We start from the raw sequence: 17,753 nt of genomic DNA on the forward strand, positions 1-17,753 counted from the left end.
AGTCCCCGACCGGGGGGATGAGTGGTGACTCAACTGACCGGCCAGTCGGCCACCGACGACGACGTGGTGCACCTCACCGTGCCCGCCGACGGGGGCTACCTGGGCGTGCTCCGCACGGCCACCGCCGGTCTCGCGGCCCGGTTGCAGTTCGCCCTCGACGAGATCGAGGACCTGCGGATCGCCGTCGACGAGGCCTGCGCCATGCTGCTGGCCATCGCCACGCCCGACGCCGAGTTGGAGTGCCGGTTCGCGGTGACGGAGGACGCGCTGACCGTCGAGGTGACCGTGCCGACCGTCCGCGGCGCGAAGCTTCCCGCCGAGTCGTCGTTCGCCTGGAAGGTGCTCACCGCGCTGACCACCGCGGCGGCGGCCACCGCCGCCGACGGGCGGGCCACCATCTCCCTGCTCACCCGCCGCTCCTCCGGCTACTGAGCGGTCGCCGCACACGGCGCGGCGGCACAGGCCCGAGTGCCGGGCCCGCGTCCGGTCGGCCGTCAGGAGAAGCCCAGGGCCCGGTTGGTGGCCGGGGTCACGAGCAGCGCGCTGACGCCGAGCCCGAGCGCCATGAGCGGTACGCCGAGCCAGCCCAACCCGCCCTGGATCATGTACCAGCCGATCGGCAGCAGCATCAGCTGGAGCACGATCGCCGGTGCGCGCGCGCCGGCGCGGCATCGGGCCAGCGCCCCGCCGAGCGCCCAGAGCGCGACGGCGCCCACCACCGCGAACGCCGTCACCAGCAACGCCGACGTCAGCCCGACGGTGGTCTCGGCGGTCAGGTCGGCCCAGATCAGCCAGAGGGCGATCAGCCCCACGGCGACGGCCTCGCCGCGCAGCAGCCGGACCGCCCACCGGAGCGTGACGGGAATCGGGTCGGAGTCGATGGTCACGCGCGCCACGATACTCGGGCTACCGGGGGGTACAGTGCCGCCCATGCGGGCCGTCCTGGTGGTCAATCCCAAGGCCACCACCACCAGCGAGCGCAGCCGGGACGTGCTGGTCCGGGCGCTGCGCAGCGAAGTCGACCTGTCCGTGCGCTACACCCGGCGGCGCGGCCACGCGACCGCGCTGGCCCGGGAGGCGGCCGAGGAAGGGGTCGACGTCGTCGTCACCCTGGGTGGCGACGGCACGGTGAACGAGGTGGTCAACGGCCTCATGACGGCGGAGCCGCCGACCGTGCCCGGCGCACTCCCGCCGGCCGAACGGCTGCCCGCGCTCGCGACCGTCCCGGGCGGCTCCACGAACGTCTTCGCGCGGGCGCTGGGCCTGCCCCGGGAGTGGCCGGAGGGCACCAGCATGATCCTGGAAGGACTGCGGCTGGGCCGCTACCGGACGATCGGGCTGGGCCGGGCCGACGACCGCTACTTCACCTTCTGCGCCGGGTTCGGCCTCGACGCCGCCGTGATCCACCGCGTCGAGCGGGCCCGACGGCGGGGCCGGGTGTCCAGCCCGGGGCTCTACCTGCGCGCCATCCTGAGCCAGTACTTCTTCGCCTCCGACCGGCGGCACCCGGCCATCAGCCTGGAGCGACCCGGCGAGCCGGTGGAGGGCGAGTTGGCCACGGCGATCATCCAGAACACGGCGCCGTGGACGTACCTGGGCGACCGCGAGGTCAACCCGAACCCGGAGGCGTCGTTCGACCTCGGCCTGGACGTGCTCGCGTTCCGACAGCTCCGGGTGCCCAGTACGACACGGACCGTGACCCAGTTCATCTCCCCGCGCCCCGATCCCCGGGGCCGGCAGGTGCTGCGGCTGCACGACGTCGCCGAGTTCACGCTGCTCTCCAGCCGGCCACAGGCGTTCCAGCTGGACGGCGACTACCTGGGCGAGCGGGAGAAAGTCAGATTCACATCCATTCCCGCCGCACTGAGAGTAATCTGCTAGGTCTCGGGTACTGCCGTAGGTCGACCCGGCCGACAGCACCGGACGCGTCGGCCGCCACACCGAGGGGCAGGTGCCGGAAATGTCAGCAATGTCACGCGGACTGTACTATATTGATCCTCGACTGTGGTACGCCGGGTAACCAGGGACCTCTGGAATCCGGACAAATGGGTTGTGGGCTTGCTCACCGCACGGAGTTTTTCTGAGCGTCACCCTTGACATTGTGTGAGTTCGTGAAAGTATTCACAAGCGAACTTGAGTTACCGGGACATCGCCTGGATAAGCTCGGCAGGTTGAGCTTTTCCAGCAGGTCCACGGGGCCAACAGCCTGCTCACGCACCGCCGAATAGTCGGACGCGAACCGTTACGACCGGCGCTGCGGACGCATATAGGAAAAGCACCAAAGCACGATCTGCCACCCATCCAGAATGAGGAATGTTGCCGCCATGGACTGGCGTCACCATGCTGTCTGCCGCGACGAGGACCCGGAGCTGTTCTTCCCGATCGGGACGTCCGGTCCGGCTCTCCTGCAGGTCGAGCAGGCCAAGGCCGTCTGCCGGCGCTGCTCCGTGACCGACCAGTGCCTGCAGTGGGCGCTCGAGTCGGGTCAGGACGCCGGCGTCTGGGGCGGGATGAGCGAGGAGGAGCGGCGGGCGCTCAAGCGCCGCGGCGGCCTCCGGGTGCTGCGCGCTCACTCCGCCTGACCACCGACACAGCTGCACGCCCCGCGGGTCGACCCGCGGGGCGTTCTGCTGTCCGGGCCCGGACGCCGCGAGTCGGAGGCGAGGCGCTGTCGGAGCGTGACGGTGACGGCCGCCCGGCCCCCCGGGAACCTGTCGGAGCGTGACGGCCCGAGTGGTCACGCAGCGTGAGTCCTCGGCCGGCTGCGGACGCGCGGAACCGGGCTCGCCTCTGCCCGCCCGGGCCGCACGGCGTCGACGCGGCGCAGCACCAGGTCCACCAGATCGGGAGCGTCGGTGAGGGGGGCCGAGACGGCCACTGCTCCCGCGGCCCGCGCCGCCTCGGTCACCGCGTCGTGGAACAGCCCCGGTGCCAGGAAGTACGCCGACACCGCCACCCGCCGGGCGCCGTCCGCGTGCAGCCGGGCCACGGCCGCCCCCACCCCGGGAGGCGCCGCCGAGGCGTACGACACCCGGACCGGTACGCCCAGGCGCTCGCCGAGCGCGGCGGCGACCCGCCCCACCGAGGCGCGGGCCCGCGCGTCACGGGTGCCCGCCGCGGCCAGCACCACAGCGTCGAACGGCCCCGGCTCGGCCTCGGCCAGCCGCCGCCGCAGCCCGTCCAGCAGTCCCGCGTCCACCACGGCGCCGGCCGGCCCGAGCACGTCGGTCACCCGTACCGACAGTCCCGGGGCCGCAGCCCGGATCTCGGCGACCGCGGCCGGGACGTCCACCCGGCGGTGGTACGCGGCGGTCAGCAGCAGCGGGACCAGCACCGCGCGCGGATGCCCGGCCGAGGCCAGCGCCCGCAACGCCTCGGCCGGCCCCGGTTCGGTGTGGTCGAGCCAGCTCGCCGAGACGGCGACGCCCGGCCGGGCGGCCGACACCGCCCGGGCCAGCGCCCGGGTCGCCGCGGCGGCGCGCGGGTCGCGGCTGCCGTGCGCGACGAGGACGACGGGATCCGTGGCGGCCGGCCTTCCCGAGGGCCCACCCGCCGTCCGGTCGTCCGGCCGGGTCAGGCGTGCAGGCCGCACTCGGTCTTCTCGAACATCGCCCACCGGCCGGCCCGCGGGTCCTCCCCGGCCTTCGTCCGGCGGGTGCACGGCCAGCACCCGATCGAGCCGTAGCCCTGCTTGAACAGCTCGTTGACCGGCACGTTCCAGCGCGCGATGTAGCCGTCCACGTCCGCCTGTGTCCAGGTCGCGATCGGATTGACCTTGACCTTGCCGCGACGCGCGTCGAACGCCACCACCGGCGTGTTCGCCCGGGTCGGCGACTCGTCCCGGCGCAGCCCGGCGGCCCAGGCGTCGTACCCGGCGAGGGCCCGTTCCAGCGGCTCGACCTTGCGCAGCTGGCAGCAGTCGTCCGGGGACCGGTGGAACAGCCGCGGACCGTACTGGCCGTCCTGCTGCCCCACGGTGAGCCGGGGCCGGATCGAGCGGACGTTCACCGGCAGCGTCCGCGCCACCTCGTCGCGGACCCGGAGGGTCTCCGGGAAGTGCAGGCCGGTGTCGAGGAAGACGACGTCCACACCGGGCGCCGCCCGGGACACCAGGTGCGCGAGTACGGCGTCGGCCATCGAGCTGGTGACGCAGAACCGGTCGCCAAAGGTCTCGGCGGCCCACCGCGCGATTTCCAGGGCCGGGGCGCCCTCCAGCTCCCGGCCGGCCTCCTCGGCCAGCGCCCGCAGCTCCTCCGGGTCGCGCCGGGCCGGGTCGGCCGGCACCGGACCGGCGACGCCCACGAGGTTGAGGTTGGCGGCCGACACCAGGCCGGTCGCCGCCGGCCCGGGTACGCGTGCCGCGCTCATCGGGCGACCGCCCGGGCGAGCAGACCGGTGAACTTCACGGTGAAGACCCGGGCGCAGGCGTGGCACTCCCACGCGCCGTGACCCGCCTCGTTCGGGCGCAGGTCCTCCTCGCCGCAGTACGGGCAGTACAGGGGTGCCGCTCGGTTCTCACTGCTCACCGCAGGTCCTCCTCGTCGACTCTGATCACCCACTGGGCGAACGCCTCGCCCTCGTGCCGGCCGGCCAGGTAGCGGCGGGCCAGCCGTTCCACGTACGCCGGAAGCTCCTCCGCGGTCGTCTTGAGGCCGCGCAGCTTGCGGCCGAAACCCGCGGTCTGCCCGGCGGCCATGCCGAGACCGCCGCCCAGGTGCACCTGGAAGCCCTCCACCTGGCGGCCGTCCGGGCCGACCACCAACTGGCCCTTGAGCCCGATGTCGGCGACCTGCGTGCGGGCGCACGCGTTCGGGCAGCCGTTGAGGTGGATCGAGATGTCCGCGTCGAAGTCACGCAGCCGCTGTTCGAGCCGGGTCACCAGCTCCTCGCCGCGGGCCTTGGTCTCGACGATGGCGAGCTTGCAGAACTCGATGCCCGTGCAGGCCATCGTGCCGCGCCGCCAGGCCGACGGGCGTGCCTCCAGGCCGATGTCGCGGAGCGCGGCGACCAGCGACTCCGTACGCTCCGGCGCCACGTCCAGCACCAGCAGCTTCTGGTACGGGGTGAGGCGCACCCGCCCGCTGCCGTGCGCCTCGGCCACGTCCGCGAGCCGCGCGAGCTGCCCGCCGGAGACCCGGCCCACCACCGGCGCGGCGCCAACGTACCGGCGCCCGTCGCTCTGCGGGTGCACGCCGATGTGGTCGATCGGCTTGGTGGGCAGGGCCGGGGCGGGGCCGTCGAGCAGCGCCCGGCCCAGGTACTCCTTCTCCAGCACCTCCCGGAACCGCTCGACACCCCAGTCGGCCACGAGGAACTTCAGCCGGGCCCGGTTGCGCAGCCGCCGGTAGCCGTAGTCGCGGAAGATGCCGACCACCCCGGCCCAGACGTCCGGCACCTCGGCCAGCGGCACCCAGACGCCCAGCCGCTGGGCCAGCATCGGGTTGGTGGACAGGCCGCCGCCGACCCAGAGGTCGAAGCCGGGGCCGTGCTCGGGGTGCTCCACCCCGAGGAACGCGACGTCGTTCGCCTCGTACGGGGTGTCCACGAGCCAGGAGATCGACGTCTTGAACTTGCGGGGCAGGTTCGAGAACTCCGGGTTGCCCACGTAACGGCGCACGATCTCGTCGATCGCCGGCGTCGGGTCGACCACCTCGGCCTCGGCCACCCCGGCCACGGGGCTGCCCAGCACGATCCGGGGGCAGTCGCCGCACGCCTCGGTGGTCTGGAGGCCGACCGACTCCAGCCGCCGCCAGATCTCCGGCACGTCCTCGATGCGGATCCAGTGGAACTGGACGTTCTGCCGGTCGGTGATGTCGGCCGTGTCCCGCGCGAACTCCTGGGAGATGCCGGCGATGGTCCGCAGCTGGGCCAGGGAGAGCTGGCCGCCGTCGATGCGGACCCGGAGCATGAAGTACTCGTCCTCGAGCTCGTGCGGTTCGAGCACGGCGGTGCGCCCGCCGTCGATGCCCGGCTTGCGCTGGGTGTAGAGCCCCCACCAGCGGAAGCGGCCGCGCAGGTCGGCCGGGTCGATGGCCGCGAACCCGCGGTGCGCGTAGATGGTCTCGATCCGCGCCCGGACGTTCAGCGGATCGTCGTCCTTCTTGATCCGCTCGTTCGGGTTGAGCGGCTCGCGGTGCCCGAGCGCCCACTGCCCCTCGCCGCGGGGGCGGCGGGGCGCCCGGGCGGGGCGCGCCGTCGGGTCGTCGGGCCGGGTGGAGATGCTGCTGACCGCCATCGCGGCGTCCTCCGTTGTCTGGCTTGCGCCGGAGAGGGAGCGCGCGTACGCGGCGGCCGGCCCGCTCGGGGGGCCAGGGACGACGGTGTCGGGGAAGCCGGCGCGGAGCGCGCCCGAGACAGATGGGTCGGGCGACGTCAGTGGGCCGGACAGATGGCGCTGCGCACGCGGCCGTAGTCGACGTGGCGGCGGGCCACGAAGCGGCGCACGATGGCGGCGGTCATAGCCGTCATGCTGCCACAGTCGACAGGGGCCGGCCAATGAGCACGTGCCAGATCCCACATGACGGGCCGAGGTGTGCGACGCTCGAACGGTGGCCGAATTGTCCGATAGATGGCATCGGGCGGTCTGGCTGGCACCGGCGCTGCTGACCCTGGGGGTCACCGTCACCGGGCTGGACGGGGCTCAGCTCTGGCGCGACGAGTTGGCGACCTGGAGCGCGGCCACCCGGTCCGTCGACGACCTGGTCCGGCTGGCCGGCACCATCGACGCGGCGACCGGGCCGTACTACCTGTTCATGCACGGCTGGGTGGCGCTGGCCGGTGACTCGGTCGTCGCCCTGCGACTGCCGTCGGTGCTCGCCATGACGGGAGCGGCGGCGCTCACCGGGCTGCTCGGCCGGCGGCTCGCCGGCACCCGGGCCGGCCTGCTCGCCGGCCTGCTGTTCGCGGTGCTCCCCGGCACGTCCCGGTACGCCCAGGAGGCCCGGCCGTACGCGCTGGCCACCCTCCTCGCCGTGCTCGCCACGGTGCTCCTGGTCGACGCGCTGCACCGGCCGGGCTGGGGGCGCTGGGCCGCGTACGCCGCGGCGCTCGCCGCGCTCGGACTGACCCACCTCATCGCCCTCACCCTGCTCGCCGCGCACGCCGTCGCCGTCCTCACCGCCCGAGGGGATCGGCGACGGTGGCGGTGGGTGGTGGCCGTACTGCCGGCGCTGCTGCTGGTGGCGCCCCTCGCGTACGTGGCCCGAGGCCAGCGGGGACGCCAGTTGCAGTGGGTGGACCTCGTCCGGCCCGCCGACCTCACCACACTGCCCGGCGGGCTCGCGCAGAGCACCGTGGTGGGTGGGCTGCTCGTCGGGCTCGCCGCGCTGGGCGCCGCCCGGCTGGGCCGCCGCGCCCTTCTGCCCGGGGCCGCCGTGCTGCTGCCGGTGCTCCTGCTCTTCGTCGCCGGGCTGGTCGTACCCCTGTGGGTGCCCCGCTACCTGATCTTCGTCGTACCGTTCGGCTGCCTGCTGGCCGGCGCGGCGCTCGCGGCCGTGCCGTTGCCCGGCGGGCTGGCCGTGCTGGTGGCGGCCGGCCTGCTCGGGCTACCCGACCAGGCGGCGCTGCGGCGTACGCACGAGTGGCCGCGCAGCGCGCCCATCGACTACCAGGGTGTGGCGCGGATCGTCGCTGCCGGACAGCGTCCCGGCGACGCCGTGGTCTACTCCCCCCGGCACAGCTGGCTCTTCCTCGACCTGGGTCTGGAGTACCACCTGCGCCGCGACCGTCCCCGCGACGCGCTCCTGGTCGAGGGGCCGGCCCGGCGCGGCGACCTGTGGGCCGTCGAGTGCGCGCGGCCGGCCGAGTGCCTGGCCGGCGCGCCCCGGGTGTGGCTCGTGGTCTCCGGCCGGCACGCCGACCCGCTGACAGCGGTGGCCGGCGCGAAGGGCGACGCCCTGCGGGACGCCTTCACGGTGACGCAGGTCTGGCAGCGTCCGGGCCTCACCGTCGCCCTGCTGACCCGCTGATCCCGCCGGGCGCGACGTTCCGGCCCGCCGCCGCACACGCCACGGCCGCGGCGGTCAGGCGGACCGCCCGTCCGCGCCGCCCCGTGCCAGGGGTACGACCAGCACCGCCTCGGTGCCGCCGCCGGCCGCGTCCCGCAGCTCGATGCTGCCGCGCAGTTCGCCGGTGACGAGGGCGCGGACGATCTGGAGCCCGAGGTTGCCGCCGCGCTCGGCGTCGAACCCGGCGGGCAGGCCCCGCCCGTTGTCGGTCACCGTGACGTGCAGCTGCTTGCGGAACCGGTGCGCCGAGACCACCACCTCGGGCTTGCCGCCGTCGGCGGACGTCACCGCGCCGGTCTCCGTGCCCGCCACCGCGTCGGCCTCCTCGCCCGTGTCGATCGGCGGGAAGCCGTGCTCGACGGCGTTGAGCAGCAGCTCGTTGAGCACCATGACCAGCGACGTGGCGATCTCCGCGGGCAGCACGCCGAAGCTGCCCGTGCGCCGCATGCCCACGGGTGCCTCGGTCGCCAGCTCGGTCGCCGCGCTGGCCACGCGGTCGACGATGGTGTCGAACTCGACCGCCTCGTCGCTGGACATGGAGAGCGTCTCGTGCACCAGCGCGATCGAGGCGACCCGGCGTACCGAGTCCTCCAAAGCCACCCGGGCCTCCGGCATGGCGACCCGCCGGGCCTGGAGGCGCAGCAGCGCCGCGACCGTCTGGAGATTGTTCTTCACCCGGTGATGGATCTCCCGGATGGTGGCGTCCTTCGTGATGAGGGCGCGGTCGCGACGGCGTACCTCGGTGATGTCGCGGACCAGGACCAACGCGCCGATCGGCACCCCGGCGGGCATCAGCGGCAGCGCCCGGGTGAGGACGGTGGCGCCGCGCGCGTCGATCTCCCGGCGGGGTGGCGCGTCGCCGCGCAGCGCGGCCAGGATCGCGTTCGCCGCGTCGGTCCCCTCCAGCGGGTCCTGTGCCAGACGGCGGTGCAGCACCGCGAGGTCCTCCCCCACCAGGTGCGAGGCGTAGCCGAGCCGGCGGTACGCGGACTGGGCGTTGGGGCTCGCGTACGTGACCTTGCCGTTCGCGTCCAGCCGGACCAGGCCGTCGCCGACCCGCGGGGCCGACGTGGTCTCGCCCCGGTGCCGGGGCGGCGGGAACGTGCCGTCCGCGATCATCTGGGCCAGGTCGTCGGCCGTGGTGAGGTAGTTCAGCTCCAGCTGGCTCGGCGTACGCGCGGTGGAGAGGTTGGTGTCCCGGCCGACAACCGCCACCACCTCACCGGCCTCGCCGTCGGCGGTGCGCAGCCGGACCGGGATCGCCTCGTGTCGGGCCGGCACGTCCCCGTACCAGACGGGGTCGCCCTCCCGCCAGATTCGTCCCTGGCGGTAGGCGACCTCCAGGTGCGCGACCTCCGGCCCGCCGACGATCCGGCCCACCTGGTCGTCCTGGTACGCGGTGGGCGCGGTCGTCGGGCGGACCTGGGCCACGCACAGGAACGTGCCCTCGGCGTCCACCGGCACCCACAGCAGCAGGTCGGCGAAGGACATGTCGGAGAGCAACTGCCAGTCTCCGGCGATCCGGTGCAGGTGGTCGATGTCCGCCGGGCGGAGCTGGGTGTGCTCCTCGGCGAGGTCGCGCAGCGTGGACACGCTGACCAGCGTGCCACGCGCGGCCTCACATCGTCGCGGTGACCTTCTTGAGGCCGCGCGGCGCGTCCGGGTCCTCGCCGCGGGCCAGGGCGAGCGCCAGCGCGAGCCGTTGCAGCGGCAGGATGTCCAGCAGTGGGGCGTACCGCTCGTCGACCTCGGGGACGGCGATCCGGGTCGCGCCCTCGACGTCGGCGGACCCGACCACCACCACGTCGGCGCGGCGTTCCCCGAGCCGGGGCAGCACCTCGCCCATCGACCGCCCGCCGGGGCCGGAGCCCACCACGGCGAGCACCGGCACGTCCGGGTCGGTCATGGCGAGCGGGCCGTGCAGCAGGTCGGCGCCGGAGAAGGCGAGCGCCGGCAGGTACGACGTCTCCATGAGCTTGAGCGCCGCTTCCCGGGCGGTCGGGTAGGCGTACCCGCGGCCGGTGGTGACCAGCTGGCCCGCGAACCGGTAGCGTGGCGCGAGCTGGGCCGGGGTGGTGTCGGTGAGCGTACGGGCGGCCAGCTCGGGCAGCGCCGCGAGCGCGTCCCGCTCCTCGGCCGGCAGCGCGCCGTTGCCGGCCCGGATCCCCTCGACGAGCATGAGCAGGGCGAGCAGTTCGGCCGTGTACGTCTTGGTGGCCGCCACCGCGCGTTCGTGCCCGGCCGCGATGTCGACGCTCAGCTCGGCGACGCCGGCCAACGGCGAGTCGGGCGCGTTGGTGACCGCGAGGGTGAGCGCGCCGGAGGCCCGGGCCGTCCGCAGGACCTCGGTGAGGTCGGGCGAGCCGCCGCTCTGGCTCACGCCGACGACGAGCGCGTCGGAGAGGTCCGGCCGGGCGCCGTAGACGGTGACGACGCTGGGCGAGGCGAGCCCCGCGGGCAGGCCGAGCCGGATCTCGGTGAGGTACGCCCCATAGAGCGCCGCGTGGTCCGAGGTGCCCCGCGCGGTGAAGACCACGTGCCGCGGCCGGCGTTCGGCGATGACGGCGGCCACCCGGGCGATCGCCCCGGCGTGCTCGGCGGAGAGCAGTCGGTCGTAACCGGCCGGCTGCTCGTCGATGTCGGCGGCCATGCCCGCCCCTGCACGCGTCACGGAATCTCCTCCCTGTGCGCGGTTCCCGCGCGTTTTCTGCTCAGTCTTGCACCTTTCATCAGATCAGAGCAATCGAACGAGCAGTAGTGCGCAGTTGATCACCATGCCGGCCCAACATCACCTAGGCTGGCGCGCGGCCCGACCCGCGCCACCGGACGACGAGAGGACGACGTGCCCCAGGACGACCCCGCGCTCTCGGCCGCGGAGGAGCTCGCACTGGCCCGGCTGGCGCTCGACGAGGGCGACCTGACGCACGCCGCGGCACACGTCGCGGGCGCGATCGCGCAGGCGCCGACGCTGCCCGAGGTGCACGAGACGCTGGCCCGGCTCGGCGCGCTCGGTGACGGCGGCGTCGACCTCTTCCCCCTCGACCAGCACACGTTCGTCGGTGCCGCCGTGGCCCGCGCCCACCTGCTGGCGGCCGCCGGACGACCGGGCGACGGGCTGGACCTGCTCGCGGCGGCCACCGGGTACGCGCCCCTGACCGACTGGGCCGGCGTGCCCTGGGTGACCGCACCCGAACTGGCCGAACGGGTCCCGCCCGAGCAGGTCGCGCGGGTGCTCATGCAGGTCTGCGCGGCCGTCCCCGACCCGGTGCCGCGCGCCGGCCGGCCGGCGCTGGCCGCGTACCTCACCCTCGCCCGCAACGCGGTCACCGTCCACCCCGACCACGCCCTCCTGCTGGGGGCGGCCTCCGCGCTGGCCCGGCGGCTCGGCGAGGTCACGCAGGCGATCCGGTGGGCCGCCCGGGGCGTACGCGCCGAGCCGTCGAAGATCGGCGAGGTCTGGCTCGGGTACGCGTACCGCAGCGCCGGCCGGACCCGCGAGGCGCTGGCCGCGCTCGGCCGCGCCGTCGCGCACGACCCCGACGACCTCGCCGTCTACGCCGACCTGGCGGGCACCCTGGCCGACGCCGGACGGCTCGACGAGGCGCTGGCCTGGATCGAGCGGGCGCTGGCCCGCGACCCGACGTTCGACTGCGCGGTGCACACCGCGCACCGGCTGCGCTACCTGCACGACGGCGACGTGGCGCACCTGGTGGCGCTCGCCGACTTCGCCCGGGAACACCCGGACGACACGCACGAGCACGGCGACCTGGCCGAGTGCTGCCGCGGCCGGCCGTGGCTCGGGCAGGTCACGCCAGCCGGCGGTCCGCTCGCCGACGCGCTGCGCCGGAACGTGGCCGGCGTCGCCGTACGCCTCGCGACCCCGCCCCCGCCGAGCGCGCTGCGTACGGCCACGGCGGCGGCGCCCGGGATCCGCATCGAGGTGGCGGGCGCCGGCGAACCGGACGCGCGGGAGCCCCGGCGGGCCGGCAACCACCCGCTCTGGCGGTACGGAGACGCCGGACCGGTGCCCGCCGTCCCGGCGCCCTCGGCGACGGCCGCCGAGCGGCTGCGCCAGCTCGCACACCCCGCCTGGCCGCACCCGCCGGCCGCCTACGACGCCGCGGTCGGCCTCGCCACGCTGGAGCTGCCGGACCTGCTCGGGCTGCTGGCGCACCCGCCCGAGCCGCCGGCCAGCGCGATCGGGCAGGTGCTGGCCGGCCAGGACCCGTCGCTGTGGGTGCGGTGCGTGCAGGTCTGGGCCTGCCTCGGGCTGCTGCACCACCGCACCGACGAGCCCTGGGAAGGCTCGACCCGGCGTCGCGTACTGCTGGACCTGGCCTGGGGTGTGGAGGACTGGACCACCGAGGCGGCCCTGTTCGCCCTGGTCACCGCCGCGTGGGTGGACCCTGCCGTACGCACCGACGTGGCCCGTGTCGTCGCCGAGCGGCTCGGCGACGCGGCGGCCGTGGCCCGGACCCGCCCGGTGCCGATCGCCGCGTCGCTGGCCCACCTGGCGCTGGCCACCCCGGCCCTGGACGCGGACACCCGCGCGCTCGCCACCGGCCTGCTGGCCAGCCCGGCGCTGCCGCGCCCGCGCAATCCCCTGGTCCGCCTCTGGCGCCGCCTAACGACCCCCCGCCCCCACCCCTGACCCCCCGCCGCCCCGCCCCTCCCAGCCCGCTGGTTCCCAGGCCTCCCCGGTGATCATGAAGTTATTGCCGCGACACGCCGACGCGAGCGACAACAACTTCATGATCACCGCACGAAGGGAGCGCGGGGGGCGGGGGGCGGGGGGCCGGGGGGCCGGCGGGTTGGGGGTTAGGACACGGGGGTTTTGCCCAGGGCGATTTCGGCTTCCTCCTCCGGGGTGGCGGGTGCCGCCGGCGTCTCGTTGGCGGTGCGCAGCGGGATCTCCTTGATGAACCAGGCGAGCACCGGCACGGCGACGGTGAAGAGCACCGCCCACCAGAAGACGTGCGAGATGGCGTCGGCGAGACCGGCGAGCACCATCTCCCGGGCCTGCGCCGGCAGCTCCTTGAGCTGCTCCAGGTCCATTCGGCCGCCGCTCTCGCCGCCGCCGCCGAAGGCGCCGCCCGCGCCCGAACCGGCGAGCCGGTTGGCGAAGATCGCCCCGAACAGCGAGATGCCGAACGAGCCGCCGATCGACCGGAAGAACGTGGCCGCGCCGCTGGCCGCACCGAGGTCCTTCTGGGCCACGCTGTTCTGCGCGATGAGCATCGAGGTCTGCATGAGGAAGCCCATGCCGACGCCGAGCACGATCATGAACAGCGACGACTCCAGCTTGCTGGTGCCCACGTCCAGCATGGTGAGCAGGCCCATGCCCGCGGTCATCACCACGCCGCCGACGATCGGGTACGCGCGGTAGCGGCCGGTCCGGGTGATCGCCCGGCCGATGAGCAGCGAGACGACCAGCATGCCGAACATCAGCGGGAGCAGCAGCAGGCCGCTGTTCGTGGCCGAGGCGCCCTGCACGGTCTGCTGGTACAGCGGCAGGAAGTTCATGGCCCCGAACATCGCGAAGCCGAGCAGGAAGCCGATCACCGAGATCAGCGCGAAGTTGCGGTTCGCGAAGAGTGCCAGCGGGAGGATCGGCTCGGGAGCCCGCCGCTCGACGAAGCCGAAGGCGACCAGCGCCACCACGGCGAGCGCGACCAGGCCGAGGATCGGCGCGGAGCCCCAGTCGTACTCGTTGCCGCCCCAGGTGGTGATCAGCACGATCGCGGTGATGCCGACCGAGAGCAGCGCGGCGCCGAGCCAGTCGATCCGGTGCTCGGTGCGGTACTTCGGCAGGTGCATGGTCGTGATGAGCAGGGCCAGGGCGACGCCGCCGAGGGGCAGGTTCACGTAGAACGCCCAGCGCCAGGAGAGGTGGTCGGTGATGAAGCCGCCGACCAGCGGGCCGGCCACCATGGCGATGGCCATGATGCCGGCGATCATGCCCTGGTAGCGCCCCCGCTCACGCGGCGGGACGAGGTCGCCGATGATCGCCATGACGCCGACCATCAGGCCGCCCGCGCCGAGGCCCTGCACCGCCCGGAAGGCGATGAGCTGGACCATGCCGTCACCGGGTCCGCCCAGGAAGCCGGAGCCGGCCATGCCGCAGAGCGCCGAGCCGACCAGGAAGATGGCGACCGAGGTGAGGAACACGGACTTGCGCCCGTAGAGGTCGCCGAGCTTGCCCCAGATGGGGGTGGAGACCGTGGTGCCCAGTACGTAGGCGGTGACCACCCACGTGAAGTGGTCGAGGCCGCCGAACTCGCCGACGATCCGCGGCAGCGCGGTGCTGACGATCATGTTGTCGAGCATCGCGAGCATCATCGCGATCATCAGGCCGAAGAGCACGACCCGTACGTTGGGTCGCACGGCGGCCTCGCTTGGTTGACTCATGGGTAAGCTCCCCCCGGAAGCGCTGGCTTACTTACTTGCCGACCGGCTAGTTTTCTTACTAGCCGCACGGTAAGCTGGCGGACGGACGAGGGTCAAGTGAATTGGGTGGTACGGGTGAGGGAGAGCACCGGCGGCACGCGGGAACGGATCAAGGCCGTGGCGCTGGAACTCTTCACCGAGCAGGGGTACGAGAAGACCTCGCTCCGGGAGATCGCCGAGCGGCTGAACGTCACGAAGGCGGCGCTGTACTACCACTTCAAGAGCAAGGACGAGATCGTCAGCAGCTTCGTCGACGACCGGCTGGAGCGGATCGACGAGCTCGTCACGTGGGCGGAGGAGCAGCCGGCCACCCGGGAGACCCGGCGGGAGCTGATCGCGCGCTACGCCGACGCCATGTTCACCGACGACCACCCCTCGGTGATGCGCTTCTTCGAGCAGAACCAGACGGTGCTCAAGAGCCTGACGGCCGGGCAGCAGATGCGCGGCCGGATGATGAAACTGGCCAGCGCCCTGTGCCGGGGCGACGACTCCCCGGCCGCCCAGCTGCGCGCCGCGCTCTCGCTCTTCGCCGTGCACAGCAGCTGGTTCGCCGTACGGACGCCACACATCACGGACGCGGAGCGCCGGACGATCGCCCTGGAAGTGGCCGACGAGCTGCTCGCGGCGATCGGCCAGCCGAACGGCTCCGGGAAGCCGGCGTAGCCCGCGAGGCCCCGGGCGCGCGAGCGGGCCGCGGCATCCCCCCCGGGCCGGCGGGACGCCGGCGGCGGTCAAGCCGCCCGGGCCCGCGAGAAGCCGGCGGCGGTCAGGCCGCCGGGGCCAGCTCCAGGCGCAGCGCCAGCAGGTTGACCCCGGGCACCGGCGACCAGTCCTTCTCCGGCATACGGACGAAGCCGAGCCGCTGGTAGAGCCGCTGAGCCGTCTCGGCCATCCCGCTGCGGACACAGATCACCACGGCCGAACAGCCGAGGTCACGGGCGCGGTCGATGCACGCCCGGGCCAGCGCCGCACCCGCGCCGCGCCCCTGGGCCGCCGGGTCCACGGCCAGCATCCGGAACTCCGCCTCGCCGGGGCCGGAGAGTTCGGCGTACCGGGTGCCGGGCAGCACGAACGTGACCGAGCCGAGCACCGCGCCAGCCGCGTCCTCGACGACCAGAACCTCACCGTCGTCGGCACGCGCCGCCACGTCGGCGAGCACCGCGCCGTAGCCGTGCTCGCCCTTCAACTGCCCGTCCGCCTCGTACGCGGCCACGGTCAGCCGGGCGATGGCCGGGAAGTCGGCCGATGTGGCGGGGCGTACCCGCAGGCTGGTCAACCGATCACCGCGATCAGGTCGCCGTCCTGCACCACGTCGCCCTCGTTCACCGCGAGCTGCTGGACGACGCCGTCGGACTCGGCGACGACCGGGATCTCCATCTTCATCGACTCGAGGATCACCAGCGTGTCCCCCTCGGACACGGTGTCCCCGGTGGACGCGACGACCTTCCAGACGTTCGCCACCATCTCGGCGCGGATCTCCTCGGCCATCTCCCGGCCCTTCCTCTCGCGGTTACCTGCCGACGTATCCAATCATGCGGCGGCCGGGCGCGGTCGCGGAGCGTTCGGGACGCGACGCGACCCGGGGTGAGGCCGCCGGCGGGCACATGGCCGGAGTGGCGCCGGACGGGCACATCGCCGGGGTGGAGCCGCCGGGCGCGGCCGTCGGCACTAGCATCAGCGGGTCGGACCCGGTGCCGGGCGGCCGGTGGGTGCACCGGCGCCGAGGTCGTCAGCCGGATCCGACCATCTCCGAGGAGGTCACCATGGCCAAGAAGTCCCGCAAGAAGAAGGCCCGCAAGAAGAGCGCCGCCAACCACGGCAAGCGCCCCAACTCCTGACCTCGCGGCGGGGAGTCCCCCGCCGACGATCAGTCAGCCTTACCGGCAGGTCGCCGGGACGCCGGTGGCCCGGGTCGACGGATCGACCCGGGCCACCGGTGTGTGTATCGGCGTGGCGAGCGGCTCAGTCGGCCAGCTCGCGCGACTCGCTGCTCTCGAAGACCACCAGCTCGGTCAGCTTGATGCGGAGCCGTTCGCGCAGCTCCTCCGGCGCGGTCTCGTTGCCGCAGCACCGCGCCACGAGCGCCTTGACCTCCTGCTCGAGGCCGTACTCCCGCAGGCAGGGCCCGCACTCGTCGAGGTGGTGCCGGATCAGTGTGCGCCGCTCCTCCGCGCACTCCAGATCGAGGTAGAGGTAGACCTCCGCGAGCACCTCGCGGCAGTCCGTCTCGTGCGGCTCTCCACAGCTCACGTCACACCTCCCGGCCGGCGGAAGCGGTCGAGCCCTTGGCGGAGGAGGCGGAGAAGCCCCGCTCCTTGGCGTACTGCTCCAGCAGCTTGCGCAGATTACGCCGCCCGCGGTGGAGGCGCGACATCACCGTGCCGATCGGCGTGCCCATGATGTCGGCCACCTCCTTGTAGGAGAAGCCCTCGACGTCGGTCAGGTAGACCGCGAGGCGGAACTCCTCCGGCAACTGCTGGAGGGCCTCCTTGACGTCGCTGTCCGGCAGCCGGTCCAGCGCCTCGGTCTCGGCCGAACGCAGCCCGCTGGACGTGTGCGACTCGGCCTCGGCGAGCTGCCAGTCGGTGATCTCGTCGGTGGGCGCCTGCACGGGCTGGCGCTGCCGCCGCCGGTACGAGTTGATGTAGGTGTTGGTCAGGATCCGGTAGAGCCAGGCCTTCAGGTTGGTGCCCTGCTCGAACTGGTGGAAGGCGGCGTACGCCTTCAGGTACGTCTCCTGGACCAGATCCTCGGCATCCGCCGGGTTACGCGTCATCCGCAGCCCGGCAGCGTAGAGCTGATCGACGAAGGGCATCGCGTCCCGCTCGAAACGGGCCCGCCGCTCGTCCGTCTTCTCGGTGGTCAACCGCACATCCCCTCGCGTCGGATGCTTTCCCGCCGAGGATACGCGTACCGACCTGCCCCCAGATTCACTTCCGGCCGGTGTGCTCGTGCTCACCGCGGCCGTTCCCGCCGGTTCCCCCGTGACGGGCCACTCCGGCCCGGCGAGCAGTTGACGCAGCTGCCGCTCGTCCCGCTCCCGGCTTCGTGTCTCGGTCGGCACCCCGTCCCCCCTCCGCGAAGATACGTCGTTCCGGAGGTAGTAACACGGACGCGCGGTGGCGCATTCCGGGCGCGGCATCGGCCCCCTTTCCTGGCCCCGGCGTCGGCGGAACCGGCGCTGGGACCAGGAAGGGCCTGGGAGGATGGTTCCGCCGCCCGAACCGGGCGTCCGGCACCATCCGATGCAACGACCCTCCTCCGCCGCCGGAAACGGCTCCTTCCGGACACGGCGGCGTC

At 73.7% G+C, this 17,753-nt stretch carries 19 protein-coding genes; 7 read left to right on the forward strand and 12 right to left on the reverse strand.

Features of this window, described 5'->3' with window-relative positions; all coding sequences use genetic code 11:
• The first annotated feature begins 24 nt into the window (after window positions 1-24).
• On the forward strand, window positions 25-432 hold the full coding sequence (locus D7193_RS17940; protein WP_120780678.1) for an ATP-binding protein: 408 nt from the start codon (window positions 25-27) through the stop codon (window positions 430-432).
• Window positions 433-494: 62 nt separating this feature from the next.
• On the opposite strand, the gene D7193_RS17945 is transcribed toward D7193_RS17940, so the two are convergent.
• Window positions 495-887, reverse strand: coding sequence for a hypothetical protein (locus D7193_RS17945; RefSeq protein WP_120780679.1), 393 nt, complete (start codon window positions 885-887; stop codon window positions 495-497).
• Window positions 888-930: 43 nt separating this feature from the next.
• On the opposite strand from D7193_RS17945, the gene D7193_RS17950 reads away from it, so the two are divergent.
• Both D7193_RS17950 and D7193_RS17955 read left to right on the forward strand, forming a co-directional pair.
• Window positions 931-1,881 carry a diacylglycerol/lipid kinase family protein gene (locus D7193_RS17950; protein WP_120780680.1) on the forward strand — a complete coding sequence of 317 codons (951 nt, stop codon included), beginning with the start codon at window positions 931-933 and terminating at the stop codon, window positions 1,879-1,881.
• Window positions 1,882-2,324: 443 nt separating this feature from the next.
• On the forward strand, window positions 2,325-2,582 hold the full coding sequence (locus tag D7193_RS17955; RefSeq protein ID WP_076472094.1) for a WhiB family transcriptional regulator: 258 nt from the start codon (window positions 2,325-2,327) through the stop codon (window positions 2,580-2,582).
• A 155-nt stretch (window positions 2,583-2,737) separates the two neighbouring features.
• Here D7193_RS17955 and D7193_RS17960 read toward each other — a convergent pair whose 3' ends face one another.
• Genes D7193_RS17960 through D7193_RS17970 form a run of 4 tightly spaced genes read right to left on the reverse strand, consistent with a single transcriptional unit; the run spans window position 2,738 to window position 6,235 of the window.
• Entirely contained in the window at window positions 2,738-3,592 is an 855-nt protein-coding gene (locus D7193_RS17960) for a sirohydrochlorin chelatase (protein WP_377455968.1), read from the reverse strand.
• On the reverse strand, window positions 3,574-4,368 hold the full coding sequence (locus D7193_RS17965; protein WP_120780681.1) for a phosphoadenylyl-sulfate reductase: 795 nt from the start codon (window positions 4,366-4,368) through the stop codon (window positions 3,574-3,576). The genes D7193_RS17960 and D7193_RS17965 overlap by 19 nt, the downstream gene beginning before the upstream one ends.
• Window positions 4,365-4,526 (reverse strand): hypothetical protein, encoded by a 162-nt coding sequence (locus D7193_RS33720; protein ID WP_174242660.1) that lies wholly within the window; start codon window positions 4,524-4,526, stop codon window positions 4,365-4,367. The genes D7193_RS17965 and D7193_RS33720 overlap by 4 nt, the downstream gene beginning before the upstream one ends.
• A complete protein-coding gene (locus D7193_RS17970; RefSeq protein ID WP_120780682.1) occupies window positions 4,523-6,235 on the reverse strand; it encodes a nitrite/sulfite reductase in 1,713 nt (570 codons plus the stop codon). The genes D7193_RS33720 and D7193_RS17970 overlap by 4 nt, the downstream gene beginning before the upstream one ends.
• A gap of 313 nt (window positions 6,236-6,548) precedes the next feature.
• Between D7193_RS17970 and D7193_RS17975 the strand changes: the two genes are divergently transcribed.
• Window positions 6,549-7,967, forward strand: a complete 1,419-nt coding sequence (locus D7193_RS17975; protein WP_377455971.1) for a glycosyltransferase family 39 protein — start codon at window positions 6,549-6,551, stop codon at window positions 7,965-7,967.
• A 54-nt stretch (window positions 7,968-8,021) separates the two neighbouring features.
• Here the strand turns inward: D7193_RS17975 and D7193_RS17980 are convergent, their stop codons facing one another.
• Together D7193_RS17980 and D7193_RS17985 are read right to left on the reverse strand one after the other, a co-directional pair.
• Window positions 8,022-9,599: a sensor histidine kinase gene (locus D7193_RS17980; RefSeq protein ID WP_120780684.1), complete on the reverse strand. Its 1,578-nt coding sequence runs from the start codon at window positions 9,597-9,599 to the stop codon at window positions 8,022-8,024.
• A gap of 25 nt (window positions 9,600-9,624) precedes the next feature.
• Window positions 9,625-10,656 carry an SIS domain-containing protein gene (locus tag D7193_RS17985; protein WP_120780685.1) on the reverse strand — a complete coding sequence of 344 codons (1,032 nt, stop codon included), beginning with the start codon at window positions 10,654-10,656 and terminating at the stop codon, window positions 9,625-9,627.
• Window positions 10,657-10,848: 192 nt separating this feature from the next.
• Between D7193_RS17985 and D7193_RS17990 the strand changes: the two genes are divergently transcribed.
• Complete coding sequence (locus D7193_RS17990) at window positions 10,849-12,657, forward strand: tetratricopeptide repeat protein (protein ID WP_120780686.1); 1,809 nt, start codon at window positions 10,849-10,851, stop codon at window positions 12,655-12,657.
• 167 nt (window positions 12,658-12,824) lie between these two features.
• On the opposite strand, the gene D7193_RS17995 is transcribed toward D7193_RS17990, so the two are convergent.
• Window positions 12,825-14,414, reverse strand: a complete 1,590-nt coding sequence (locus D7193_RS17995; protein ID WP_120780687.1) for an MDR family MFS transporter — start codon at window positions 14,412-14,414, stop codon at window positions 12,825-12,827.
• Window positions 14,415-14,528: 114 nt separating this feature from the next.
• Here D7193_RS17995 and D7193_RS18000 point away from each other — a divergent pair, with 114 nt between their 5' ends.
• Entirely contained in the window at window positions 14,529-15,116 is a 588-nt protein-coding gene (locus D7193_RS18000) for a TetR/AcrR family transcriptional regulator (RefSeq protein ID WP_120781353.1), read from the forward strand.
• A gap of 103 nt (window positions 15,117-15,219) precedes the next feature.
• On the opposite strand, the gene D7193_RS18005 is transcribed toward D7193_RS18000, so the two are convergent.
• Window positions 15,220-15,729 (reverse strand): GNAT family N-acetyltransferase, encoded by a 510-nt coding sequence (locus D7193_RS18005; RefSeq protein ID WP_120780688.1) that lies wholly within the window; start codon window positions 15,727-15,729, stop codon window positions 15,220-15,222.
• The gene (locus D7193_RS18010) at window positions 15,726-15,941 is read right to left on the reverse strand and encodes a biotin/lipoyl-binding carrier protein (RefSeq protein ID WP_091447276.1); all 216 of its coding nucleotides are present in this window, start codon (window positions 15,939-15,941) and stop codon (window positions 15,726-15,728) included. Before D7193_RS18010 ends, D7193_RS18005 begins: the two co-directional genes overlap by 4 nt.
• A 275-nt stretch (window positions 15,942-16,216) precedes the next feature.
• Here D7193_RS18010 and D7193_RS34885 point away from each other — a divergent pair, with 275 nt between their 5' ends.
• Window positions 16,217-16,291, forward strand: a complete 75-nt coding sequence (locus tag D7193_RS34885) for a 50S ribosomal protein bL37 (protein WP_369814844.1) — start codon at window positions 16,217-16,219, stop codon at window positions 16,289-16,291.
• A gap of 124 nt (window positions 16,292-16,415) precedes the next feature.
• Here D7193_RS34885 and rsrA read toward each other — a convergent pair whose 3' ends face one another.
• Both rsrA and D7193_RS18025 read right to left on the reverse strand, forming a co-directional pair.
• A complete protein-coding gene (gene rsrA / locus D7193_RS18020; protein ID WP_120780690.1) occupies window positions 16,416-16,703 on the reverse strand; it encodes a mycothiol system anti-sigma-R factor in 288 nt (95 codons plus the stop codon).
• A gap of 1 nt (window position 16,704) precedes the next feature.
• Window positions 16,705-17,517: a sigma-70 family RNA polymerase sigma factor gene (locus tag D7193_RS18025; RefSeq protein WP_120780691.1), complete on the reverse strand. Its 813-nt coding sequence runs from the start codon at window positions 17,515-17,517 to the stop codon at window positions 16,705-16,707.
• Window positions 17,518-17,753: the final 236 nt, after the last annotated feature.

The organism is Micromonospora costi, from assembly GCF_003626655.1.
GTDB lineage: Bacteria > Actinomycetota > Actinomycetes > Mycobacteriales > Micromonosporaceae > Micromonospora > Micromonospora costi.

Bases quoted from the DNA above. Each gene is read 5' to 3' on its own strand.
- D7193_RS17985 (WP_120780685.1), bottom strand. From the start codon at position 10,656: ATGGCCGCCGACATCGACGAGCAGCCGGCCGGTTACGACCGACTGCTC.
- D7193_RS17995 (WP_120780687.1), bottom strand. From the start codon at position 14,414: ATGAGTCAACCAAGCGAGGCCGCCGTGCGACCCAACGTACGGGTCGTG.
- D7193_RS17955 (WP_076472094.1), top strand. From the start codon at position 2,325: ATGGACTGGCGTCACCATGCTGTCTGCCGCGACGAGGACCCGGAGCTG.
- D7193_RS17950 (WP_120780680.1), top strand. From the start codon at position 931: ATGCGGGCCGTCCTGGTGGTCAATCCCAAGGCCACCACCACCAGCGAG.
- D7193_RS17970 (WP_120780682.1), bottom strand. From the start codon at position 6,235: ATGGCGGTCAGCAGCATCTCCACCCGGCCCGACGACCCGACGGCGCGC.
- D7193_RS18010 (WP_091447276.1), bottom strand. From the start codon at position 15,941: ATGGCCGAGGAGATCCGCGCCGAGATGGTGGCGAACGTCTGGAAGGTC.
- D7193_RS17965 (WP_120780681.1), bottom strand. From the start codon at position 4,368: ATGAGCGCGGCACGCGTACCCGGGCCGGCGGCGACCGGCCTGGTGTCG.